Annotated in this window: 24 protein-coding genes; 20 read left to right on the top strand and 4 right to left on the bottom strand. The window is 61.7% G+C overall.

Going from position 1 to position 24,145, the window contains the following annotated elements:
* The first annotated feature begins 12 nt into the window (after nt 1–12).
* The gene (locus G6N74_RS12245) at nt 13–1,503 is read left to right on the top strand and encodes an aldehyde dehydrogenase (RefSeq protein ID WP_165117648.1); all 1,491 of its coding nucleotides are present in this window, start codon (nt 13–15) and stop codon (nt 1,501–1,503) included.
* Nucleotides 1,504–1,552: 49 nt separating this feature from the next.
* Entirely contained in the window at nt 1,553–2,488 is a 936-nt protein-coding gene (locus G6N74_RS12240) for a LysR substrate-binding domain-containing protein (RefSeq protein WP_165117646.1), read from the top strand.
* Between the two features lie 272 nt (nt 2,489–2,760).
* On the opposite strand, the gene G6N74_RS12235 is transcribed toward G6N74_RS12240, so the two are convergent.
* The gene (locus G6N74_RS12235; RefSeq protein WP_165117643.1) at nt 2,761–3,783 is read right to left on the bottom strand and encodes a LacI family DNA-binding transcriptional regulator; all 1,023 of its coding nucleotides are present in this window, start codon (nt 3,781–3,783) and stop codon (nt 2,761–2,763) included.
* A 319-nt stretch (nt 3,784–4,102) separates the two neighbouring features.
* On the opposite strand from G6N74_RS12235, the gene G6N74_RS12230 reads away from it, so the two are divergent.
* From G6N74_RS12230 to G6N74_RS12145, 18 genes are all read left to right on the top strand, one after another.
* A complete protein-coding gene (locus tag G6N74_RS12230) occupies nt 4,103–5,710 on the top strand; it encodes an extracellular solute-binding protein (protein ID WP_165117641.1) in 1,608 nt (535 codons plus the stop codon).
* Nucleotides 5,711–5,790: 80 nt separating this feature from the next.
* Nucleotides 5,791–6,651 carry a carbohydrate ABC transporter permease gene (locus tag G6N74_RS12225; RefSeq protein ID WP_165117639.1) on the top strand — a complete coding sequence of 287 codons (861 nt, stop codon included), beginning with the start codon at nt 5,791–5,793 and terminating at the stop codon, nt 6,649–6,651.
* Nucleotides 6,648–7,607, top strand: coding sequence for a carbohydrate ABC transporter permease (locus tag G6N74_RS12220; RefSeq protein ID WP_165117622.1), 960 nt, complete (start codon nt 6,648–6,650; stop codon nt 7,605–7,607). The genes G6N74_RS12225 and G6N74_RS12220 overlap by 4 nt, the downstream gene beginning before the upstream one ends.
* On the top strand, nt 7,604–8,701 hold the full coding sequence (locus G6N74_RS12215; RefSeq protein ID WP_165117620.1) for an ABC transporter ATP-binding protein: 1,098 nt from the start codon (nt 7,604–7,606) through the stop codon (nt 8,699–8,701). Before G6N74_RS12220 ends, G6N74_RS12215 begins: the two co-directional genes overlap by 4 nt.
* Nucleotides 8,694–9,755, top strand: a complete 1,062-nt coding sequence (locus G6N74_RS12210) for an ABC transporter ATP-binding protein (RefSeq protein ID WP_165117618.1) — start codon at nt 8,694–8,696, stop codon at nt 9,753–9,755. Before G6N74_RS12215 ends, G6N74_RS12210 begins: the two co-directional genes overlap by 8 nt.
* 35 nt (nt 9,756–9,790) lie before the next feature.
* Nucleotides 9,791–10,897, top strand: a complete 1,107-nt coding sequence (locus tag G6N74_RS12205; protein ID WP_165117616.1) for a Gfo/Idh/MocA family protein — start codon at nt 9,791–9,793, stop codon at nt 10,895–10,897.
* A gap of 23 nt (nt 10,898–10,920) precedes the next feature.
* On the top strand, nt 10,921–11,835 hold the full coding sequence (locus G6N74_RS12200) for a sugar phosphate isomerase/epimerase family protein (protein ID WP_165117614.1): 915 nt from the start codon (nt 10,921–10,923) through the stop codon (nt 11,833–11,835).
* A 12-nt stretch (nt 11,836–11,847) separates the two neighbouring features.
* On the top strand, nt 11,848–12,783 hold the full coding sequence (locus tag G6N74_RS12195; RefSeq protein WP_165117612.1) for a sugar ABC transporter substrate-binding protein: 936 nt from the start codon (nt 11,848–11,850) through the stop codon (nt 12,781–12,783).
* Nucleotides 12,784–12,805: 22 nt separating this feature from the next.
* The gene (locus G6N74_RS12190; RefSeq protein WP_165117610.1) at nt 12,806–13,810 is read left to right on the top strand and encodes an ABC transporter permease; all 1,005 of its coding nucleotides are present in this window, start codon (nt 12,806–12,808) and stop codon (nt 13,808–13,810) included.
* Nucleotides 13,807–14,589, top strand: coding sequence for an ATP-binding cassette domain-containing protein (locus G6N74_RS12185; protein ID WP_165117608.1), 783 nt, complete (start codon nt 13,807–13,809; stop codon nt 14,587–14,589). The genes G6N74_RS12190 and G6N74_RS12185 overlap by 4 nt, the downstream gene beginning before the upstream one ends.
* Nucleotides 14,589–15,770, top strand: a complete 1,182-nt coding sequence (locus tag G6N74_RS12180) for an aldose 1-epimerase family protein (protein WP_165117606.1) — start codon at nt 14,589–14,591, stop codon at nt 15,768–15,770. The genes G6N74_RS12185 and G6N74_RS12180 overlap by 1 nt, the downstream gene beginning before the upstream one ends.
* Before the next feature lie 106 nt (nt 15,771–15,876).
* Entirely contained in the window at nt 15,877–16,974 is a 1,098-nt protein-coding gene (locus G6N74_RS12175) for a fatty acid desaturase family protein (RefSeq protein WP_165117604.1), read from the top strand.
* Nucleotides 16,975–17,032: 58 nt separating this feature from the next.
* Nucleotides 17,033–17,347, top strand: coding sequence for a MocE family 2Fe-2S type ferredoxin (locus G6N74_RS12170; RefSeq protein ID WP_091910889.1), 315 nt, complete (start codon nt 17,033–17,035; stop codon nt 17,345–17,347).
* Nucleotides 17,348–17,430: 83 nt separating this feature from the next.
* Nucleotides 17,431–18,663, top strand: a complete 1,233-nt coding sequence (locus tag G6N74_RS12165; protein WP_165117602.1) for an NAD(P)/FAD-dependent oxidoreductase — start codon at nt 17,431–17,433, stop codon at nt 18,661–18,663.
* A 7-nt stretch (nt 18,664–18,670) separates the two neighbouring features.
* Nucleotides 18,671–19,477: a 3-methyl-2-oxobutanoate hydroxymethyltransferase gene (locus tag G6N74_RS12160; protein WP_165117600.1), complete on the top strand. Its 807-nt coding sequence runs from the start codon at nt 18,671–18,673 to the stop codon at nt 19,475–19,477.
* A gap of 154 nt (nt 19,478–19,631) precedes the next feature.
* Nucleotides 19,632–20,195, top strand: a complete 564-nt coding sequence (msuE, locus tag G6N74_RS12155) for an FMN reductase (protein WP_165117598.1) — start codon at nt 19,632–19,634, stop codon at nt 20,193–20,195.
* Between the two features lie 40 nt (nt 20,196–20,235).
* Nucleotides 20,236–20,481 (top strand): hypothetical protein, encoded by a 246-nt coding sequence (locus tag G6N74_RS12150; protein ID WP_165117596.1) that lies wholly within the window; start codon nt 20,236–20,238, stop codon nt 20,479–20,481.
* Nucleotides 20,462–22,363, top strand: coding sequence for a dipeptide ABC transporter ATP-binding protein (locus tag G6N74_RS12145; RefSeq protein ID WP_165117593.1), 1,902 nt, complete (start codon nt 20,462–20,464; stop codon nt 22,361–22,363). The genes G6N74_RS12150 and G6N74_RS12145 overlap by 20 nt, the downstream gene beginning before the upstream one ends.
* 49 nt (nt 22,364–22,412) lie before the next feature.
* On the opposite strand, the gene map is transcribed toward G6N74_RS12145, so the two are convergent.
* From map to rpiB, 3 genes are all read right to left on the bottom strand, one after another.
* Complete coding sequence (map, locus tag G6N74_RS12140) at nt 22,413–23,192, bottom strand: type I methionyl aminopeptidase (protein ID WP_165117591.1); 780 nt, start codon at nt 23,190–23,192, stop codon at nt 22,413–22,415.
* 1 nt (nt 23,193) lies between these two features.
* Nucleotides 23,194–23,400 (bottom strand): ParD-like family protein, encoded by a 207-nt coding sequence (locus tag G6N74_RS12135; RefSeq protein ID WP_165117589.1) that lies wholly within the window; start codon nt 23,398–23,400, stop codon nt 23,194–23,196.
* A gap of 290 nt (nt 23,401–23,690) precedes the next feature.
* Complete coding sequence (gene rpiB, locus G6N74_RS12130; protein ID WP_165117587.1) at nt 23,691–24,140, bottom strand: ribose 5-phosphate isomerase B; 450 nt, start codon at nt 24,138–24,140, stop codon at nt 23,691–23,693.
* Between the last annotated feature and the right edge of the window lie 5 nt (nt 24,141–24,145).

Here is a 24,145-nt window from a genome sequence, read left to right as displayed (position 1 = left end):
ACAAGGACCGTCATGAGCGAACTCAGCCACAAGGACTGGATCAGCAAGGCGGCTGTGATCCGCTTCCGCGACAAGGCTTTCATCGACGGCAAATTTGTGCCGGCACGGTCCGGCAGAACATTCGCCAGCATCAATCCCGCAACTGGCGAGACGCTGGCCGAGGTCGCTTCCTGCGGCGAAGAGGATATCGAGCTGGCGGTTGCGGCCGCGCGGCGCAGCTTCGAGTCCGGCGTGTGGTCTCGCGCAAAGCCCGCGCATCGCAAGGAAGTACTTCTGCGTCTCGCGCAATTGCTGCGCGACAATCTGCATGAGCTCGCCCTTCTGGAATCGCTCGACATGGGCAAGCTGGTCAACGACGCATCCACCGTCGATGTGCCGGGTTCAGCGGCGATCTTCCAGTGGTATGCGGAAGCGATCGACAAGATCTATGACGAGGTCGCCCCGACTGGCGAGGGCGATCTCGTACTCGTGCGGCGCGAACCGCTCGGCGTCATCGGCGCGGTCGTGCCGTGGAATTTCCCGCTCGACATGGCAACGTGGAAATGCGCTCCGGCACTTGCCGCCGGCAATTCCATCGTGCTGAAGCCTGCGGAGCAGTCGCCTTTCTCCGCGCTTCGTCTGGCAGAACTTGCGATGGAAGCAGGGCTTCCCGCCGGTGTCCTCAATGTTGTACCCGGCCTTGGCGAGACCGCCGGGCAGGCTCTGGGCCGGCACATGGATGTTGACTGCCTCGCCTTCACGGGCTCGACCGCTGTCGGCAAGCTGTTCCTGCAGTATTCCGGTCAGTCGAACATGAAGCAGGTCTGGCTGGAGACTGGTGGCAAAAGTCCGAACCTGGTCTTTGCCGATTGCAACAATCTCGATGCGGCAGCCGACATGGCCGCCTTCGGCATCTTCTTCAACCAGGGCGAGGTCTGTTCGGCCAATTCGCGGCTGCTGGTCCAGCGTAGCATCAAAGACGCGCTGGTCGAAAAGCTGGTGGAACGCGCGGCCTCCACGCAACCCGGCGATCCGCTCGATCCGGGCTCGAAGATGGGCGCCATGGTCGATGCCGGCCACACAGCCAACGTCATGCGCTTCATCGAGTCCGGCAAGAAGACCGCGCGGCTTGTTGCGGGCGGCGAGCAGGTGACGGTGAACGGTCGCGGCAGCTTCGTTCAGCCCACCATTTTCGACGATGTCGCGCATCAGGACTCGCTGGCGCGCGACGAAATATTCGGTCCGGTCCTGTCGGTCATTGCGTTCGATGACGAAGACGAAGCGATCCGCATCGCCAACGACAGCCCCTATGGGCTGGCGGCGTCTCTCTGGACCGACAGCCTTTCGCGCGCGCATCGCGTTGCCGGCCGGCTCCATGCAGGAACTGTCTCGGTAAACACCGTAGATGCGCTGAGCCCGATGACACCGTTCGGCGGTTTCAAGCAATCCGGCTTCGGTCGCGACCTGTCGCTTCATGCGCTGAACAAATATACGGCGCTGAAAACGACGTGGATCAAATACTGATGGGCGCAAAGGCTTGATCGACAAGCGTGAACGCGCAACATAGCAGCCCATGCCATTACGCTTCACGCTCAGACAGTTGGAATATTTCGTTGCCGTCGGCGAAGCCGGCAGCATTGCCAAGGCGGCCGAGCAGGTCAATGTCTCGCCGCCGTCGATTTCCGCATCCATCGCCCAGCTGGAAGCCGAGTTCGGCATCCAGCTTTTTGTTCGCAAACATTCGCATGGCCTGTCGCTGACGGCGGGCGGGCGCGTGTTCCTGAAGGAAGCCGCGCGCCTGCTCAACGATGCGGATGCCCTTCACGATATCGCTGGCGACATCGCCGAAAGGGTGCGCGGTCCGCTGGCGGTGGGATGCCTGCTGACTTTCGCGCAGATCGTCCTGCCGGCATTGCGAACCAAGTTCGAGCACGCTTATCCGGATGTGCGGGTCAGGCAATTCGAGCGCAACCAGGGCCAGCTTCTCGAGATGCTACAACGTGGCGAAGTCGATCTCGCGCTGACATACGATCTCGAGCTTTCACAGGATCTGACCTTCGAGCCGCTGATGTTGGTCCCCGCCTATGTCATGCTGCCGCCGGGACATCGCTTTGCGGGCAAGGCGTCGATAACGCCGGAAGAGCTCGCTGGTGAACCAATGGTGCTTCTGGATCTGCCCTTCAGCCGAGAATATTTTCTATCGGCTTTTCAACAGAAGGGGCTGAGGCCCTACATCGCCGAGCGGACGGGCGACATCGCCGTCATGCGCTCGATGGTGGCCAATGGTTTCGGCTACGGCATCGCCAATATGAGGCCTCTCAATACGCTGGCCCCGGATGGCAAGCCGCTGGTTTTCGTGCCGCTGGCAGGCGATCTTCGGCCGCTCACCATGGGCGTTGCCCTGCCGAACGCCGAACATCGCACCCAGACAGTGCAGGCGTTCATCGAGCATTGCCGGCGTTTCGTCGTGGAGCAGGGCGTGTTCGGCAGCGAGCGCGTCGTGGCGTAGGTTCTAAAGGGCTTTGTCGCAAATGCCCTTGATCGCTATTGCTCTCCTGATTGCACCGTTGCCCATTGTGGTCTGGCTTGCACTGTCAGTCGGGCAGGGGCTGGATGGCTGGTCGGTCGCAAGCGGCGAAACTTTTGTGCGGCTTTTCGACTGCACCGTTCAAGAAGTCCTGTTGCCTGTGCGTGGCTTGTTGGCGCGCCGATACGCAGAAATAAACAGCGGGTTCGCACGGCCGCCTTGCGTCATTGACCGGATTAACTTCCCGGAAGAGGTCAAACTTCGGGGATGTTTTCCTTGAGGATCAGATGCAGGCGTGGAGGGTGGCCTTCATAAGGCAGTCCCCGGACAGAGTGGGTGAGAATGTTCAGCGCCTCGCGAGCTTCCACGCGTGGATTCTGGTCGATCACTGCATCCATCGTGCCGTCAAGGAGAAACCGCTTCGTGCCTTCGGTCAATTCATGGCCGATGAAGACGATGTCACTTTCTTTGTTATGCTCGCGCATTGCCTGGGCAATGCCTTGATTGCCGGCGCCGATATTATAGATGGCTGCGAGGTCGCGGTGGCGGTCGAGTAGTGTGGTGGCTTCCGAGTAAGCGCGCTCGCGGTCGTCACCCATTTCGCGCAGTTCCACGATCTCAAGCTTTGGAAACTCTTCGGCGAGGATGTGGCGAAAGCCCATTTCGCGCTCCTGATGGCCGCGATAGGACAGGGAGCCCGCGAACATTGCGACCTTTCCGGGCGCCTCCGTCCCCAGCAAGCGTCCGACGACATGTCCGGCAAGGCGTCCTGCCTGGCGATTATCTATCCCGACATAGGCGACGCGCGGTACGTGCAGAATATCGGTCGCCAGTGTCACGACCTTTATATCGTTGGTCGACAATTCGCGGATTGCCTCGCGCACCGTCGGGTGGTCGAGGGCGATAAGGCCAACGCCTTGGGTATGGCCGTGCAGGTCGCGCAGCGTCTGGGCGAGCGTGTCGGGGTTGAACCCTTCGATTGCATGAATACGTACGTCAATGTCCGGCCGAAGAGCGGCCTGACTGCCCAACTGCTCGTTCAGTTTCCGAATAAAGGTATTCGTGCCCACCGGCAGTACGAAGTCGAGTCGGATCGTGTCCGCAGCTCGGTGTGCCGACATGGGCTTGACCTCCGCAATGTAGCCCAGCCTGCGGGCCGTATCGAAGACGATCTCGCGCGTCCGCACACGTACACCAGGACGATTGTTCAGGACGCGGTCCACTGTCGCTGCGGAAACGCCCGCCTCCCGGGCAACGTCTATGAGGGTTGAACGCATGTCATTTCCCTGCTTCACCGCCCCGGCGATGGGCGAATCTGATTGAAATTGATGTAGCCGCACTGGCGGTGCTTGCAAGCGACGCGCGGCGTTTTGCCGTCGAATGAAGTGAAAAGCGCAATCGGGGAAGTGCATCAAAAGCCATCATCGCGACTGCGAAGGGTAGATGGTGCGATGCGGGAGGCCGCTGATTCCGCAATAGTTTTTATCCAGATCCTAGATATGATGTGTTATGAGTTGATTTGATGTTGACATCATCATTTGTGAACGTCAATATTCATCATATTGGGCCCGACATGGTCCACTGGGAGGAAAATCAATGTCAGATCTGGTTCGCATTTCGCGACGCGGCTTGCTTGCGTCTGGGGGGAAGGCCGCACTGTGGGTGAGTGCGGTGGGAATTGCGCCGAAGTTCATTCGTCCGGGCCGCGCCTATGCGGCGGACGCGCTTTCGCCGGGCATGATCGGGGGGCCAACGGGCTTCGACGGCGCCGAGCGCTATCAGTACGGAGCCGATACGCCCGAGGGCAGGGCGGTCGAGGCGGCCAAGGCGCTTAAGGCAGCCGGCGCCGACAAGATCGTGCTCGGCCTTTCCGATGGTTCGATCGGGCAGCTCACCCAGCCGTTTCCGGCGGGTGCGCCGTCCATCAAGGAGCTCTGGGAGAAAGAGACAGGCATCACGCTGGAGATCGTCGGCGTTCCGAACGGCCAGGAATTCACCAAGACGATGCAGGACATCTCCACCAAGGGTGGGGCCTATGACATCTATGCCGTGGAATGGAACCGTCTCGGCGACCTCGCCGAGACCGGCGGCATCCTGAAGCTCGACGATTTCGTCGCCAAGCACAAGCCGGAGTGGGACGATCCCAAGACCGGTTACGTCAATGGCGCCCAAGGCGTCTCGTTGCTCAATCAGTATCGCGGCTCGACCTATGGCGTGTCGCTCGATGGCGATTTCCAGACCTGGGTCTATCGCACCGACCTGTTCGGCGACGAAGCCGAGAAGAAGGCGTTCAAGGACAAATACGGCTACGACCTCGCGCCGCCGAAGACGTGGAAACAGCTCGACGAGATCGGGACATTCTTCCATCGGCCAGACAAAGGCTTGCTCGGCTCGACGGATATCCGCAACCAAGGCTGGGGCTATACCAACTGGTATCAGCGCTATGTTTCGATGGGCAACCCGAACCAGTTCCTGTTCGATGACGCCGGCGCGCCGCTGATCAATTCCGAAGCCGGAATCATGGCGACGAAGGAATATGTCGACTCCCTCGCCTACAAGTCGCCGGACGCCGTGTCTTGGGGCTGGCCGGAACAGTACGGCAATTTCGCCAATGGCGGCGCGGCCATGACCTGCGCCTTCTCGAACCTGCCGAAATTCCTCGACAACCCGGGCAACAAGGACTCAAAGGTCACCGGCAAGATCGGTTCCATGCTGCCGCCCGGCCGAGAGGTCGATGGCAAGCTGATCAGCCGCTCGGTCCTTTGGCTCAACCTGTCGGCCTCGGTCTCGTCGCAGGCGAAAAATCCGGAGCTCTGCTACCTCTTCCTGCAGTGGGTCGGCTCGGCCCGCATCTATGCCTGGATGACTGCAAACCCGGGCGGCTACTTTGATCCGTTCCGCCTGTCGGACTTTGCCGATCCATTGGTGCGCCATACCTATCATGACTACCACATGGATGTCGTGCGGGAGACGGTGGCGCGCACCGTGCCTTCGATCAACTACCCGGGCGCGACCGCCTTCCACAACGCACTCGACGAAAACCTCGTCGCCGCATGCACCAAGGCGAAGACGCCGGAACAGGCCATGGCCGACACCGAGCGCGAATGGAAGCGCATCGCCCGCCGCACCGGCGAGGACAAGCTTCTCGAGGCGATCAAGACCAACAAGGAAGCCTGGCCGACAGTTACCGATCCGATCGGCTGATCCTCCCAAGCCGAACCAATGAGGGGGAGGTACGAAGGTTCCTCCCCCTCAGCAACAAGCCACTCCAGCGAAACCGCAAGATGAAGCGTTCAGTCCCTTTCGAAATCTTCCGCTATGCCGCGATCCTGCTGGCGCTTGGCGTGACCCTGGTACCCATCCTGTGGATGGTGTCCATGGCGTTCAAGCCGATCGGCGAGTGGTCCGCGACGGGAACTGCCCTGACATGGTGGCCCAAGGAGCCGACTCTCTCCAACTTCCGCTTCATCTTCGGCGAGTCGGATTCCAGCCTCATCGTCGCGCTGGACAGGACTGCGATGAAGCCCATCCTGTCCTCGCTGCTATCTGCGACGTTCGGTACGCTGATCGCGATGGCGGCCGGCACGGCCGCAGCCTATGGGCTGTCGCGTTTCGGTTCGGGCCAGAACCTGCCGCTGGCGCTGACGCAGCTTCGTCTCTTCCCGCCGATGGCGGTCATGATCCCGGTTATGATCATGTGGGCTTTCCTCAACCTCACCGACACCTGGTGGGGCCTGGCGCTGGTCTATGGCATCGTCACCCTGCCCTTCGCCTTCTGGCTGATGAAGACCTTCTTCGACGACATGCCGCGCGAGATCGAGGAGGCGGGCCTTGTCGAAGGTTGCTCGCGCTGGCGCGTCTTCACAAAAATCACACTGCCGATGATGCGCGCGCCGCTCGCGTCCGCTGCTCTCTTCGTCTTCATTCTGAACTGGTCCGACTATCTGATCGCGCTTCTGCTGACGACGCGCGAATGGGTGACGGTGCCGGTCTACATGGCCTCGCTGTCTTCCTCGATGACGGGCCAGCTCTATGGCGCCAAGGCAGCGCTGGGTCTCATCGCAGCCATCCCGCCGGTCGTCATGGGCATCGCCATCCAGCGCCACCTCGTGCGCGGGCTCACCTTCGGAGCGCTGAAGCAATGAGCGCCCTGACCGCATCGGAGGCTGCCATGGCGAAGTCGACGCCGGAGGCGGCAATAAACAGGCACGACGAGTCCGCACGGCTCGGCTTCCGGCTGACGCTGCCCGCGCAAATTCTTGTTCTGTTCATCGCGGTGTTCCCGCTTTTGATGCAGCTCTATATCAGCCTGACCGACTGGTCGCCGCTCTCCGGCCTGGACTGGTGGGGCGCCTGGGAGCTATGGAACGGCTTCGCCAATTACTCCGATCTCGCGTCAGACAACCGCTTCTGGGGTGCGCTCTGGCGCACCGCCGTGGTCATGGTCGTCTGCGTGCCGGCCGAGTTCCTGCTCGGGCTCGCCCTGGCGACGCTATTTGCCGACGACTTTCCCGGCAAGCGCTTCTTCTATTCCATCCTGCTGATGCCGATGATGGTGGTACCGGCGGTGGCCGGCTACATGTTTTTCATGCTGTTCCAGTCGGGAGGGCCGCTCAACGACATTCTCTCGACGCTGACCGGCACGCGCGTTGCCATCGCATGGCTTTCGGATCCGACGCTGGCGCTGATCGCAGTCATGATCGCCGATATCTGGCAGTGGACGCCGTTGATGTTCCTGATCCTTCTCGCGGGCCTCGTCGGCGTGCCGCAGGATCAGATCAAGGCCGCGACATTGCTTGGGGCCAATCCATGGCAGCGCTTCACCACGATCGTGCTGCCGAAGATGAAGACGATCATCATCATCGCGCTGGCGATCCGGGTGATCGAGAACTTCAAGATCTTCGACACGCTCTACATCATGACTGGTGGCGGCCCGGGCGTCGCGACCGAGACGATCTCAGTCTACATCTACAAGGTGACCACGCAGGACCTGATCTGGGGCTATGTCGCGGCCATCGCGCTCGCCATCCTCATCGTGCTCTCCATCGCTACGGTCTTTGCCATGAAGCGCATGGCCGCGGTGCGCGAGGTGCGGGCATGAGCGCGATCCATCTCCAGAACCTGGTCAAGACGTTCGGCAATTTCACCGCGCTGAAGACCATGGACCTCGAAATCGCCGACGGCGAGTTCATGGCGCTGCTCGGCCCTTCCGGCTGCGGCAAGTCGACGACGATGAACATGATCGCCGGCATGGAGGAGCCGACCGAAGGGCGCATCCTCTTCGGCGACCGCGACATGACGGGTGTGCCGATGGGGCGCCGCGGGGTCGGCTTCGTCTTCCAGAACTACGCGATCTTCACCCACATGACGGTTCGCCAGAACCTCGCCTACGGGCCGAGGATGCATGGCAAGCCGAAGGCCGAGATCGACCGCCGCGTCGGTGCGATTGCAGAACTGCTGCAATTGACGCCGCTCCTCGACCGCCGCGCCGGCCGTCTCTCGGTGAACATCCTCCAGCGCGTGGCGATCGGGCGCTCGGCCATCATGGAGCCAGCGATCTTCCTGCTCGACGAGCCGCTGTCCAATGTCGACGCCGCCTTCCGGGCAGTCATGCGCACCGAACTCAAGCACCTCCAGCGCGAGTTCAGGCAGACCATGGTCTATGTCACGCATGACCAACTTGAAGCGATGACGATGGCCGACCGCATCGCGGTGATGGACCATGGCGTGCTGCAGCAAGTGGGCACGCCCATCGAGGTCTACAACAACCCCGCCAATGTCTTCGTCGCCAAGTTCATTGGCGCGCCCGGCATGAACCTGATCCCCGGCCGCCCGGCCGAAAGCGATCGCGGGCTGGTCGTAGATCTGGGGCCGCTAGGTGTCACGCCGCCTTTGCCCGACCATCTCGCGGCCGCGCTGCGCCGGTCCAATGCCACGGTGCTCTACGGTTTCCGGCCGGAGCAGGCGGCTATCGCCGAAGATGGCGAGGGTTTGACGCTGCCGGTCACTTTCGTCGAGCGCATCGGTGCGCGTACCATCGTGCATATGGGGCAGGGTGGCAGCGCGGTGAAGGCGGTCTTCGACAATAATTTGCGCGTCGCGGTGGGCGAAATGATGGTGCTCGCCCCTGATGCCGCCTCCGTGCGCATCTTCGATGTTGCAACCGGCAAGGCCGTCGGAGGTCGTCATGGCTGAGATCGCATTTCGCAACGTGTCCAAGCGTTATGGCGGGACGGTCGCATTGTCCGACGCCAGTTTTACGGTCGAGGACAACGAATTCTTCTGCTTCTTCGGTCCGCCGCTGTCGGGCAAGTCGACAATCCTGCGCCTGATCCTCGGGCTGGAGACGCCGGATGCGGGCGAAATCCTGATCGACGGGCGCCCGGTCAATCGGGTTTCGCCGGCCGAGCGCAATGTGGCGATGGTGTTCCAGAACCTCGCACTTTTCCCGCATATGAGCGCGGCCGAAAACATTCGCTTTCCCCTGGCCGAGCGGCGTGTTCCCGAGGCTGAGATCACTCGCAAGCTCGACCAGGTGTCCGAAAAGCTCCATATCCGCCACATCCTGCACAAGCCGCCGGCACAGCTTTCCGGTGGCGAGCGCCAGCGCGTGGCAATCGCCCGGGCGCTCGTTCGCGATCCGGTCGCCTATCTGATGGACGATCCGATCTCCGCGCTTGACGCGCGGCTGCGCGAGGAAACCCGCGTCGAGCTGAAGCGCATCCAGCGCGAGCTCGGCAAGACGCTGATCTACGTCACCCACGACCAGGAGGAGGCGATGTCGGTCGCCGACCGCATGGCCATTCTGGAAGCCGGCACGATCCGCCAGATCGACACCCCGCGCGGCATCTATGACCGCCCGGCGAGTGTCTATGTCGCCCGGCTGCTCGGTTCGCCGATGATGAACATCCTGCCCTCGCAGCCACGCGCCGGTGCGATCGACGTCGCCGGCGGCGCAATCGCCGTGCCCGGCCTTGCCGGAGGTGGCGAGATTGCAGAGGTGGGCCTGCGCCCCGAAGACATCAAGGTCGCAGCCTGGAGCGAGGGTGCTGCTACGCCGCCATCGAAGGTCTACGAGGTCGAGCCGCTGGGCGGCTATACGGTGGTGACGGTCGATGCCGGGTCGTCGCGGGTGCGTGCCTTGGTGCGTGGCCAGCCCGACATCCGGCCCGACGCGATGGTCGCGCTGTCCTGCGAGGCTGCGCGCGTCCACCGTTTCGCAAGCGATGGGAGCGCGCTTCAGCGATGAGCCAGGCCGTGGGAAAAATCGAGGGGGAGGATCGAATGGCGAATGCCAATGGCTCAGCGAATGGTGGCTTCGAGCCGGACGTCAAAGTCCGTGCAAAGGAATTCAGGATCGGGTGCATCGGCGCCGGCATGATCATGGCCGAGTGCCATCTTGCCGCCTATAAGGAAGCGGACTTCCCGGTCGTCGCCATTGCCTCGCGCACCAGGGCGAACGCGCAGAAGGTGGCTGACCGATGGAGCATCCCGACCGTCCATGACACGCCTGAGAAACTGATCGAGGATACGCAGGTCGAGATCATCGATCTGGCCTTCCCGCCTGATCAGCAGCCGGCGTTGATCCGCCACGCGCTGAAGCAGCCGCATGTGAAGGCGATCCTCGCGCAGAAGCCTCTGGCGCTGTCACTCGACGAGGCAAGGAAGCTGCGCGACGAGGCCAAGGCGGCGGGCAAGATCCTCTCCGTCAACCAGAACATGCGCTACGACCAGTCGATGCGCGTGCTCAAGCAGATCATCGAGCAGGGCGCGCTCGGCGAGATCGTTTTCGCGCAGATCGACATGCATGCGATCCCGCACTGGCAGGGTTTCCTCGAGGAATATGACCGGCTGACACTTTCCAACATGAGCGTGCATCATCTCGATGCGCTGCGCTTCCTGTTCGGTGATCCCGACGAGATCACCACGCTGACGCGCAAGGATCCGCGCACGACATTCGACCATTCGGATGGCATCGTCGTCTCGACACTACGCTTTCCGTCCGGCGTGCTCGCTTTGTCGCTGGAGGATGTGTGGTCGGGTCCGCGCCAGGAGGGCTACAAGGACGACCAGCACATCACCTGGCGCGTCGAAGGCACGCTCGGCACCGCCAAGGGAACGATCGGCTGGCCGACGGGTACGGCGTCCACGCTCAGCTATGCATCGGCTACGACGACCGGCGGCGAGTGGGTTTCGCCGAGCTGGGAGACGATGTGGTTCCCGCATGCCTTCATCGGTGTGATGGAGCAGCTTCAGCACGCGTTGAAATCGGACGAGGCGCCCGCGCTCACCGTCGCCGACAATGTGAAGACCATGGCCCTGATCGAGGCCGGTTACCGCTCCATCGCTGAAGGCCGCACTGTGCGGCTTTCCGAAATCGCAATCGACTGAATTTCCAAGGGAGGAATTACACCATGATGCAAGCCGGTATTTTCACAGGATATTTCCCGTACGGCCTCGAAGAGACAGCCAAGAAGATCCGTGAGCTGGATTTCAACACCGTCCAGCTCGACCTTCATTTCAAGGATGTCGACCTGTCGGCGGGGCAGATCACGAAGGACAAGGCCAGGAAGGTGCGCGACACGTTCCGCGACCATCACCTGCCGATCTGCTGCATCTCCGGCTACACCAACATCATTCATCCCGACAAGGCCGAGCGCGACAAGCGCGTTGGCTATCTCAAGGAGATCATCCGCAACGCGCGCCATTTCGGCACGCCCTATGTCATCTCGGAGACCGGCACCTACAACACCGAGTCGGACTGGGTTCACCACGAGAAGAACAAGACTGAGGAAGGTTTTGAGGAATGCCGCAAGGTCATCGCCGACCTCTCGCAGACCGCCTATGATCATGGCGCAGTGTTCCTGCTCGAAACCTATGTGAACAATGTCGTCGGCTCGGTCGAAGAGACGGTGAAGATGTTCGCCCAGGTCGACCATCCGGGCCTCGGCCTGCTGATGGACCCGACCAACTATTTCGAGACCCACAACATCGATCGCATGGACCAGATCCTCGATCAGGTGTTCGACACGCTGACGGACAAGATCAAGATCGCTCACGCCAAGGATGTGAAGCGCTCGGGCGACGACAAGACCGAGAAGCATGCCGACATCGGCGATGCGGACGCGCTCGAGAGCCACACCTTCCGCGGCGTCGGCGAAATCGAACTGCCAGCCCCCGGCCTCGGTTCGCTCAACTACGACCTCTATCTGCAACGCCTCGCCGAGAAGCACCCGAACATCCCGGTCATCATCGAACATCTGAGCGAGGACGACGTGCCGCGCGCCAAGAAGTTCCTCGACGGCAAATTCCGGTCGAATGGTCTGTAAAGGGAGGAAAAGATGAAATTCGTTCTGAAACTCGCAGCCACTGCACTCCTCGCCTGCGCCGCCTTCACGGGCGTCGCAGGCGCGCAGGACGGCAAGAAGACATTCTATCTTCTTTCGCACGGCGGTCCGTCCGATGCGTTCTGGCTTGACTGGAATGCAGGAGCCGAGAAGGCGTGCACGCAGCTTGCCGTCGACTGCAAGATTTCCTTCTCAGGCGGCGACATGGCCGCGCAGAAGGAGGCCTTCAACTCGGCCATCGCCGCCAAGCCGGACGGCATCGGCACGACATCCGCGCAGCCGGGCCTCTGGAATGAGGAAGTGAAGGTGGCCAAGGCTGCCGGCATCCCGGTTGTCTTCTTCAACACGGACGACACGGCGACCGGCCGCCAGGCCTATGTAGGTGCGGACCTCCGGCAGGCTGGCGTGATCTGGGCGAAGTATCTCGTCGACAACAAGCTGGTGAAGGAGGGCGACAAGGTCTTCCTGCCGGTCGAAGTGCCAGGCGCCAGCTATCAGCAACTGGAGACGGAAGGCATCGCTAGCGTCTTCGATCCGTTGAAGATCACCTATGACGTCGTGGACGCGGGCACCGATCCGGCCGGCATCATCGCCAAGATGAGCGACTACATGCTCGCCAACAATCCGCCGGCGATCATCGCGCTGGGCGATTCCGTCGCGGCAGCCGTAAAGCCGGTCATGGAAAATGCCGGCATGGCGGCGGGCTCGATCCCGGTCGTGGGCTGGGGCAACTCGAAGGAGACAGCGGAGGCCGTCAAGGCCGGCTACTTCAACGCGGCTGCCTGGCAGTTCCCTTCCGCACAGGGCTTCATGCCCGTCGCGCTGCTGAACCTCGCCGCCTCGGGCGAGCCGATCGGTTACGACATCCAGACGTTCAGCCTGTACGACAAGGACAGCGTCGAACCGATCCTCAAGCTCTACAGCAAATGACGTGGGGAGCGGCGGCTGAATAATGGCGACAGTGACTGAAAGACTCGAGGAACGTCGGAACTGGTGGCAAGGCCTTTCGGCCTCGCCCCAGGTGACGTCTCTCATCATCCTGGCGGTGGTTCTGGCCGGCTTCTCGATCGCCAATCCGAACTTTCTGTCGCCGCTCAACATCTCCAACATGATGGCGTTCCTGCCGGAGCTCGGCATTATGGCGCTCGCCATGACGCTCCTGCTTACGGCGGGCGAGTTCGACCTCTCGGTCGGCGCGGTGTTCGCGCTCGGCCCTGTCATCGTCATGCTGCTGGCACAGCAGGCGGGCATCGATATCGGCTTCGCGCTTCTCGTTGGCCTCGCCGTCTGCATTGCGATCGGCGCCGTCAACGGCGTCATCGTCACCAAGATCGGCATCTCGTCCTTCCTGGTGACGCTTTCGATGCTTCTCATCGTGCGCGGAACGGCGCTCTACGTCACGCAGGGGTTTCCGCTGAAATCCTGGAACGAACCTGGCATCTTCGTCTCTCTTCTGGCGGGTAGCTTCCAGCTCGGGCCGTTCAAGCTTTACGTGTCGCTGTACTGGTTCATCGGCCTGACCCTGATCGCCGCCTACATCCTCAACTGGTCGAAACTGGGCAACTGGATCAGCGCGATCGGCTCGAACCGCAATGCGGCCATCGCGCGCGGCGTGCCTGCCGACGCTGTTAAGATCGGGCTCTTCATCGCCGCTTCCGTCTTGTCGGGCCTTGCCGGCATGATCAGCGCCTTTCGCATTTCGGCGGCGTCGCCGGTGGCAGGGACGGGATATGAGCTCGAGGTCATCGCCATGGTGGTCGTCGGCGGCACGGCGCTGACCGGCGGCTACGGCACGATCCTCGGGACCGTAGTGGGCGCATTCATGCTGCGCGCGATCCGAAACGGCATCGTGTTGATCGGAGTGCCCGGCCTTGCCTTCAATATCTTCGTTGGCGCGCTCATCCTCGTCATGCTCGTGCTTCACGCGATGCTCAGCAAGCGGGGAGCACGGCGATGAGCGTGGAAGTCCTGCGGCTGGAAGGCATCCGCAAATCCTTCGGCAGCGTGAAGGCGCTAAAAAGCGCGTCGATGACGCTCCGCGAGGGCGAGGTCGTTGCGCTGCTCGGCGACAATGGCGCGGGCAAGTCGACGCTCATCAAAGCGATCTCCGGCGTGCATCCCGCCGATGGCGGCGCGATCTATGTCCGGGGGGAGAAGGCGACGATCCGCTCTGCCCGCGATGCGATCGAACTGGGCATCGAGACGATCCACCAGGACACATCGCTGGCGCCCGACCTGTCGATCGCACGCAATCTCTTCCTCGGCCGCGAGCCGGTGAAGCTGCCCTTTCTCGGCGTGTTCGCCCCGATCGACTTCCCCTTGCTGCGGCAGGCGGCGTCGACGCTGTTGAAGCGCGTCGGCATCTCCAAGAAGCTCGACGCCGATGCGGCCGTGAACACGCTGTCGGGCGGCGAGCGCCAGTCGATCGCGATCTCACGCGCCATGCAATTCGCCGCCAAGGTGATCATCCTCGACGAGCCGACCAACAATCTGGGCGTCGAGGAAACGCATGGCGTGCTGCGCTTCGTTAAGGAAATGCGCGCGGCAGGCCATACGGTGCTCTTCATCACCCACAACATCCACCATGTGTTCCAGGTCGCCGACCGGATCATCGTGATGCGTCGGGGTGAGGTCGTAGCGGAGCAGACTGTCGGCGACACGGACCTCCTGAGCGTCGAAGCGCTGATCATGGGGGTCGATGCGGCAACGCTGGCCGAGCAGGCGAAGGTGCATTGATGGTAAGCCTGTACGGCCAGACATTGACGCGGCGGCAGGTGGCGGAGCGCTCCGGCATGCTTTCGCAATTCGCCGGTGTGCGTCTGATGACTCTCGGAGACGGTGTCGAGCGGGGCATCCGCATGCTCGAATTCCGCACCGGCACCGGCCTGCGTTTCACAGCGCTTCTAGATCGCGCGCTCGACATTGCCGACTGCGAATTCCAGGGCAAGGCGATCGGCTGGCATTCGCCGGCAGGTTTCCGCCACCCCGGCCTGCACGAGTATGAAGGCGAGAACGGTTTCGCCTGGGCGCGGTCCTTCTCGGGCCTGCTCACCACCTGCGGTCTCGACCACATCCTCGGACCGGAAGAAGTGCCGGCCGACGAATACAATTATCCCGGCAAGAAGACCGTACGCCATTCGCTGCATGGCCGGATCGGCGGAATCCCGGCGCGGCTTACCGGCTATGGCGAGACGTGGACCGGCGACGACTGCGTTCTGTGGGCAGAGGGCATCGTCCAGCAATCTGCCGTCTTCGCCGAGGACCTGCATCTCATCCGCCGCATCGAGGCGGATGTAGGCGGCAACGAGATCCGCATCTGCGACCGCGTGGTGAACCACGGGTTCTCGCGCACGCCTCACATGTTCTTCTACCATGTGAATGTCAGCTATCCCGTGCTCGACAAAGGGTCGCGCTATCTCGCGCCAATCCGCGACGTGGTCTGGGCAGGGCATGCCGGCGACGCCTACGAGGTGCAGAAGGTCGGCTATCGCACCATACCTGCGCCGCAGATGAACTTCCGCGAGCAGGTGTGGCAGCACGAGATGGCCGCTGCCGCTGACGGAACGGTTCCGGTCGCGATCGTGAACGACAAGCTCGGCCTTGGCCTTGAGGTCGTGACGCGCAAGGACCAGCTGCCCTGCGCCTACCAGTGGGAGAATTTCCAGGCCGGCCAGTACGCATTGGGCATCGAGCCTTCGACCCACCACGTGCTGGGGGATCTGGCTGCACGCGAGCGCGGCGAGATGATCTGGCTCGAGCATGGCGAGGAGCGCGCCTACGACGCGACGCTGCGCGTGCTGAGCGGAGCGGGCGACATCGCCGATGCGGAAAAGCGCATCGCGTCGATCGTGCGTCAGCCCGACACCGATTTTCCGCTTCCTTCGGGCAATTTCGTGCCCCTGGAGCGACGTACATGACAGGGAGAGGCTTGAACGCGCACACCGAGGTCGGTCGGCATGGTGCCGCACGCCCCAGGCAGTTGAGGAGGAGCGCAGGACAACCGAGGACGAGATGGAGAATGAGATGACGGCAGCGACATCAAAGACGGTTCGAGACTACAGCCTCGTGGGCGAAAGCTCGCGCAAGGCCGTTGAAACCGGACTGGCTTCGGCCGAGTGGTATCATACGGATGTGCCGCGCAAGGCCATAAAGGAACTGATGCAGCGCAGCGACGGTCCCGCAATCCGTGACACCGTTATCTGGTTCGCGGCAATCCTGGCCTCTGCAGTCGGAGGCATCTATTTCTGGGGCACCTGGTGGTGCGTGCCGTTCTTCTTCGTCTATGGCGTGCTCTATGGATCGTCGAGCGACTCCCGCTGGCATGAATGCGGCCATGGCACGGCGTTCCGCACGCGCTGGATGAACGACGTGGTCTATCAGATCGCCAGCTTCATGCTGATGCGCAACCCGACCCAGTGGCGCTGGAGCCATGCGCGTCACCATACCGACACGATCATCGTCGGCCGGGACGCGGAGATCGCCGTGATGCGCCCTCCGGATCTCCTGAAGGTCGCGCTGATGTTCACGGGCCTGCTGGACTTCCGCTACTCGCTGCCCGGCCTGTTCCGGCAGGCCTTTGTCGGCCTGAACGACGAGGAGAAGAGCTACATTCCCGAGATGGAGCACTACAAGGCCGTTGTCGCCGCCCGCTGGCACGTTGCCATCTACATAGCCACCGTGGCGCTGGCGGTCTACCTGCGTTCCTGGCTGCCACTCATGTTGATCGGCCTGCCGCGCATCTACGGTAGCTGGCACATGGTCATGACCGGCTTGCTGCAGCACATCGGGCTGGCCGACAATGTCGTTGACCATCGGCTCAACACGCGCACCGTCTATATGAACCCGATCAGCCGGTTCATCTACTGGAACATGAACTACCATGTCGAGCACCACATGTTCCCGATGGTGCCGTATCATGCGCTGCCAAGGCTGCACGAGATGATCAAGCACGACCTTCCGACGCCAAACCCTTCGATTTGGCACGCCTACAAGGAAGTGTGGCCGGTCCTCAAGAAGCAGCTGCGCTACGAGGATTTCTACCTCAAGCGCGAACTGCCGCCGACGGCAAAACCCTATCGCGACGAATACCACAATTTCGTGATTCCAGCGGCCGCCGAATAGGCCGCCCGACAGACCGCCGGCCCGGCCGGCATTCCTCCCAACGACCTGGAATAGTGACATGAGTGAATGGATAGAAGCCTGCGAGGTAGACGATGTCGACGAGGAGGATGTCATCCGCTTCGACCACGCGGGAAAGACGTTCGCGATCTATCGCTCGCCCGACGACGAGTTCTTCGCCACCGATGGATTGTGCACGCATGAGAAGGTGCATCTTGCCGACGGACTGGTGATGGACGACATCATCGAGTGCCCCAAGCACAATGGCCGCTTCAACTACAAGACCGGTGCGGCCAAGGGTGCGCCGGTCTGTGTCAACCTGCAGACCTACCCGGTGAAGGTGGAATCCGGGAAGGTTCTGGTCCAGATCGGTTGAAGGGCTATGGAAACGGCACGAATCCATAACCGTAAGATCGTTGCCCGGTCTACGTCTCAGGCGGGCCTGCGGGAGATGTCCCGATGACGCCCGGCATGGTGATCGTTGGTGCTGGCGAGTGCGGCGCGCGCGCGACGCTGGCGCTGCGCGAAGAAGGTTATGACGGTCCGGTCACGCTGATCGGTGCCGAGCGGCATTTGCCATACGAGCGCCCGCCGCTGTCGAAGGACGGAATGGCGGCAGAGGCCATCGGCGCGAAGGTCATTGCCGATGCCGCGCGCCTGCTGGAAGCCCGTATCGACCTGATGCTCTCCAGCGAGGTCGTCAGGATCGACCGGAATGCTCGAACGCTTGCGCTCGGCGGCGGTCGCGTCATTCCCTATGACAAGCTTCTGCTCGCAACCGGCGCGCGCCCGCGCCGCCTGCCGATGGCGGAAGGCATCGGCGGTTGCGTCTATCTTCGCACCCACGACGATGCCGAAGCGATCCGCGCCCGCCTGCGTCCCGACGCCCACGTCGCCATTATCGGCGGGGGATTTATCGGTCTGGAGCTTGCTGCGGCAGCGTCGATGCGAGGCTGCAGGGTCACGGTGCTGGAAACCCAGCCGCGCATTCTCATGCGCGGCGTGCCCGCCGAGATCGCCGATATCATCGCTGAGGCGCACGGAAGAAGCGGTGTCGTTATCCGTTGCGGGGTCTCCATTTCCGAAATGACAGCTGATGACTCGACACGCGCCGTCTCGCTGGTGGTCGACGGCGCAAGGATCGAGGCGGACCTTTGTATTGTGGGCATTGGCGCTGTCCCGAACACCGAAATAGCAAGCGATTCAGGCCTTGCCGTCGAGAATGGCATCCGCGTCGACGAGACCATGGCGACATCCGATCCGAACATCTTCGCTGCGGGCGATTGCGCCTCGTTCCCGCTGGTAATCTATGGCGGTCGTCGTGTCCGCCTTGAAGCCTGGCGAAACGCGCAGGAACAGGGCGCGCTTGCCGCCAGAAACATGTTGAGCAAAGGCGAGCAGCATAGCGCGGTCCCCTGGTTCTGGTCGGATCAATACGACCTCTCAATGCAGATCGCGGGTCTGGTCGATGAAGGCGTGACGACCGTCCGTCGGGAGGTCGGCGCGGATGCTTTCATACTCTTCCACCTCGCTGCCGATGGGCGGCTCGTCGCGGCCAGTGGTATTGGCCCGGGCAATGCTGTGGCTCGCGATATCCGGCTCGCCGAGATGCTGATTGCCAGGGGCGCGAAGCCGCCGGGTGACAAGCTGGCCGCATCGGACACGAAACTGAAATCACTTCTCGCCGCATGAGGATACCATGAGTACAAGCCGCAAGAGACCGACCGTCGCCGATCTGCGCGAGATGAAGGGCAAGCGCCAGCTAACGATGCTGCGCGTCATGACGCTCGAGGAGGCCGAGGCTGCCGAGCGCGCAGGCATCGACATCGTGTCCATCCCGCCGGAACTGATCCTGAACCCTCAGTACCGCGACGCGGCACCGACGCTTTTCTCCATGCCCGGCGACAACTTCTTCGAAATCGGCACCGGCGATGATTTCGTTCGCTGGGCGTTCAGGATGTTCAAGGCCGGCGCCGACTGCGTCTATTGCAGCGCCAGCTACGCCACGATCAAGCGAATGGCCGATGAAGCCATTCCCGTCGTCGGCCATGTCGGACTTATTCCGTCGCGCAAGACCTGGACCGGTGGCTTCAAGGCTGTCGGGAAGACCGCCGACAGCGCAATGGAAATCATGGAGGCGGTGAAGCAGCTTGAGGCCGCAGGTGCCTTCGGGGCTGAGATAGAGGTGGTTCCCGTTGAGGTCGCCGAAGCCATTTCGAAGCGCACTTCGCTCTTCATGCTGTCGATGGGGGCCGGCACGGGTTGCGATGCGCAGTACCTGTTTGCCGAAGACATCCTCGGCACAAATCGGGGTCACATGCCGCGCCACTCCAAGGTCTACCGCAACTTCGCTGCCGAGTATGAGCGTTTGCAGCAGGAGAGGGTGGCAGCATTCCAGGAGTACGTCGCCGATGTCGAAAGCGGGGTCTATCCCGAGGAAAAACACATCGTGCGCATGGATCCTGCGGAACTCGACAAGTTCATGAAGCAACTCGACGTCGCCTGAGCAGAAAGGCTTTATTCCCCCGGCATTATTATCGGTCAGGGCCACCAAGACCGTAAGAATTTCTCCCAACGGATGATGAGGAAGGCATTTCGTTCCTTCTTCCGATGTTCAATGTCTATAAAGTTAGTGGATATTGAGTGTTGGGAGTTTGTGGATGTCCAATCGCACCGTTGTCGGCTTTTCAGGCAATATCACGCGCCCCTCAAAGACGCGTGGTTTCGTTGATCACGTCGTAAAATCGATTGCCGCGCGATCAGCTTTGTCGGCTAATGTTTTCGATATCGAGGACCTCGGCCCGTCGCTCGCAACCGCTCGTTGGCAACGTGATCTCGATTCCGATGCTGCGGATATTTTGCGCGCGATCGTTGATGCTGACGTTCTTGTTGTCGGCTCACCCACCTATAAGGGCAGCTATACCGGGCTCTTCAAGCATTTCTTCGACCTGATCGACCCTGCGGCGCTGCGCGGCAAGCCGGTCGTGCTCACTGCCACGGGTGGTGGCGATCGTCATTCGCTGATCGTCGAACACCAACTGCGGCCACTTTTCGGGTTCTTTGAGGCGTTCGTTCTGCCGACTGCGATCTATGCCTCGGACCGGGATTTCATCGACGGCACCTTATCATCAGAAGCAATCCAGGCGCGTACGGCGCAGGCCGTCGAAGAGGCGGCGCTACTTCTTGGCGCACGTTCGGCCACAGCTGCAATCGCTGCCGAATAGGCAGCGAACACGAAGCCGTTTCAACCGACAGGACCGAGCCATGAATGTCGCCGTGAAGAATGTTGCTGCGCCGGTCGAGATTGGGGAACGGGCTGCTGGTCCCATCCCCGAAGACGTGCTCGCCAGGTTTGCGCAGGATGCTTCGGCGCGCGATGCCGGTCGCGATCTGCCGTTCGATTCCGTCGAGACCCTGAAGAAACTGCGTTTTGGCGCATACCGACTGCCCAAGCGGGCAGGTGGCGGAGGCGCGAGCCTGGAGCAGTCCTTTGCTCGCAAAGGCCGATAGCAACATCGCTCATATCTGGCGCAACCACTTCATGCTGATCGAGCGGCTTGTCGTATATCCGACCACCGATTCCTTTCTGCAGAGGCTTCGCGAGCGGGTCAGCCAGGGCGAGCTGATCGGCCTCGCTGGCATCGAGCTTGACCGCAAGCAGACCGGCGGCGCATCCCCGCTGAGCAGCAAGTTGGTCAGGCATGGTGCAGGCTATCGCCTGTCGGGCAAGAAATTTTATTCAACCGGCTCACTTTTCGCCGACTGGATTTCGACCTATGCGGCGCTGGAGGATGGAACCAATATCGGCGTCCTCCTGCCGCGTGACCGAAAGGGCCTCGAATTGATCGACGACTGGGACGGGATGGGCCAACGCCTGACCGGCACCGGCACCACCATTTTCCATGATGTCGAAGTCGCACCTGAAGAAGTCGTGCGGCCCGAAGTGTTGCATCCGAGGGGCAATTTCTTCTCCTCGACTATCGCACAGCTTTTCCTGACCACTGTCATTGCCGGCATTACTGCGGCGATTGCCGAAGATGCCGAAGCGGTTCTCGGCAGTCGCGAACGGACCTTCTATTTCGCTCCGACCGAAAGCGCGCTGAACGACCCCTTGCTGCTCGCCTCAATCGGTGAGCGCCATGCAGATGCTTTCGCCACCGAGGCGATCGTACTCGCGGCAGCGCGCGTCCTCGACGAGGCCGCCACAGGCGGTCAGCGTCAGCGCGTGATGATCGCCATGGCCATTGCCTTGAAGCCACAGCTCTTGATCGCGGATGAACCGACAACGGCGCTGGATGCGTCGGTCCGGGAGCAGATACTAAGCCTTATCGACCGCTTGCGCCGCGAGCTCAATATGGCGGTACTGCTGATCTCGCATGATCTGCCGCTGGTTAGCCGATGGACCGACAGGGTAATCATCATGCATCACGGCAAGGCGATGGAGGCATTGCCGTCGCCCGAATTGTTCAAGGCCGGGCGCCATCCTTATACGCGCGGGCTGATCGGAGCGTCTATCCGCCTCGATGACGGCAAGCGCTACGACAGGGCCCGCCTTGCCGAGGTGCAGGCCGTGCGCAAGCCGGACGGCGAGTTCGACTTCATGCTGAAGCAAGCGGTCTCGGCGACGACCGGGATGCTTCCAGCTGCCGAACCCGCACTGACGGTTCGCGATCTCGTTGTCCAATATGGGGGAACCAGAGCTGTCGACGGCGTTTCCTTCACCATTCCGAAGGGGCGCACGCTGGGGCTGGTCGGAGAATCCGGCTGCGGCAAGTCTTCCTTGTCCCGCGCAATCATGGGCCTCGTCAGGTCCACTTCAGGTGAGATCGTTCTAGGCGAAGACTCCCTGTCCAGTTTGTCGAGCCGGGCCATGCAACCCCATCGCAAACGGCTACAGATGGTCTTTCAGGACCCGTTCGCCTCTCTCAATCCTCGTCATTCGGTGGGCACGATCCTTGGCGGAGTGCTGCAAGCCAACGGCAATTCATCCAGTGTCGAGCGTCACAGGCGTATTCGCGAGACACTCGAGCAGGTGGGCCTGGCATACAATTCCATCCATCGTCTGCCACATGAGTTTTCCGGTGGCCAAAGACAGCGCATTGCGATCGCGCGCGCTCTCATCCTGCGCCCGGAACTGGTAATCTGCGACGAACCAACCTCGGCCCTGGATGTCTCGGTCCAGGCGCAAATCCTGAACCTGCGGGCAGACCTGAAGCACGAGCTCGGGCTGACCTACCTGTTCATCTCCCATGACCTTGCGATCGTTCGCTACATCTCCGACGAAGTAATGGTGATGCGTTCCGGCAAGATCCTGGAACGCGGCAGCACAGAAACGATCTGGGAAGCCCCAAATCATGAATACACGCGTACTTTGATCGCTGCCGCTGCGTGAAACCAGAGGTGCTAGTTGCTGCCCACCCAAGGCAGGTACGGACCAATGATCACGCCCTGCTTTCCAGCATCGGCGTCTCGTCTTGGCGCAGGGTCAAGACATCGACGCCAGTTCTCGTGACGGCGACCGTATGTTCGAATTGGGCGGAGAGCTTCCGGTCGTTGGTCACGACCGTCCATCCGTCGCTTGTCGTCGAGACCTTGCGGGTGCCCTGGTTGACCATCGGCTCGATGGTGAAGACCATGCCCTCGCGCAGCTTCAAGCCCGTTCCCGGCCGTCCGAAATTCAGCACCTGCGGTTCCTCGTGCATCTCGCGGCCGATGCCATGCCCGCAATATTCCCGTACAACCGAATAGCCGTTCCTTTTGGCATGCCGTTCGATCGCGAAACCGATGTCGCCCAGATGTGCTCCGGGCCGGACCTGTCTTATGCCTCTCCACATCGCCTCCTGGGCGACCCGCACCAGCCGCCTCGCGGCGGGCGGGGCATTGCCGACCAGGTAGGTCTTGCTCGAATCGGCAATGAAGCCGTTCTTTTCGAGCGTGATGTCGAAGTTGACGATGTCGCCGTCGCGGATGATCTCGCTCGGACCCGGCACGCCGTGGCAAACGACATGATTGATCGAACAGTTCAGGACATATTTGAAGCCATATTGTCCCTTGCTGGCTGGACGTGCGGCAAGATCCACAGTGATGAAGCGGTCGACCAGATCGTTGGCCTGCAATGTCGACATACCGACGAGCTCCTGCCCGTCCAGCATCTCGAAGACGGACGCCAGCATCCTGCCCGATACGCGCATGAGCGCCAGTTCGTCCGGGGTCTTTACCACGTTAGGCGACCGCTAAATCCGCGACACTCACATGCGCAGTCGCGAACTGCACCTTCACGATTTCGTTGAAGGACAAGGTCGGATTGGCTTCAGCCAGCATGCCGATCTTCATCCAGAACTCGGCCTGCGCATTGATGGACCGGCACATCACTGTGCTGGCCCGACGGGCTTCCTCATGCAGGTCGTCGTCGATTTTCACGAGGCCCATGGGTGTCTCTGATATTTAGTGAACATACGAACCATATATGGTTCGTATGTTTTTGAGTCAATCGGATACTCAGGGTATCAGTGAGGCGCTTCCAGGGGTGCGCGCGGCCGACAGGCGCTGTGCTGCAATCGGAAGCTGGGCGGCGATGGTAGGGCGGTGATCCTCGCCCGCGCGATTATGGACCGATGCGGGGATCAACCACGCGCCAGCCAACTAGGTGGTCCCATGCGGCGGCGTTGTTTTCAATTCCGCCGCATCGTTTAGGAAGGGCGAGGGCTGCTTGAAGGCCGTCACTTCCGAGCTTCATCCATTTCGGCTAGCTTGCGTACTCGCCGGCGGAAATCCTCGTCTGTCGAGAATTCCGCTTGCAAATATGCGGTGACCAGATCCTTGGCGAGCCAGGCGCCAACGATCTGCGCGCCGATGCACATGACGTTGACGTCATCGTGCTCGACCGACTGGTGTGCTGAATGGACGTCGTGGCAGACGGCAGCGCGGATGCCCTTGACTTTGTTTGCAGCGATCGACGCGCCGACGCCGGTGCCGCAAACCATGACCCCGCGCTCGGCCTTCCCCTCATTTATAGAGGATGTGACCATCTTGGCGATATCGGGGAAGTCGACGGGGTTCGGGTCGTATGAGCCGGCGTCGTGAACCTCGTGGCCGAGCGACTTGATATGGTCGACGATGGTGGCCTTGAGGGCAAAGCCGGCGTGGTCCGAGCCGATGACGATGCGCATAGGGG

Origin of the sequence: Mesorhizobium zhangyense, assembly GCF_011045115.1 — a bacterium.
GTDB classification, from domain to species: domain Bacteria; phylum Pseudomonadota; class Alphaproteobacteria; order Rhizobiales; family Rhizobiaceae; genus Mesorhizobium_M; species Mesorhizobium_M zhangyense.
The sequence above is the reverse complement of the archived record's forward strand: the minus strand, read 5'-3'. Positions and strand labels throughout refer to the sequence as shown.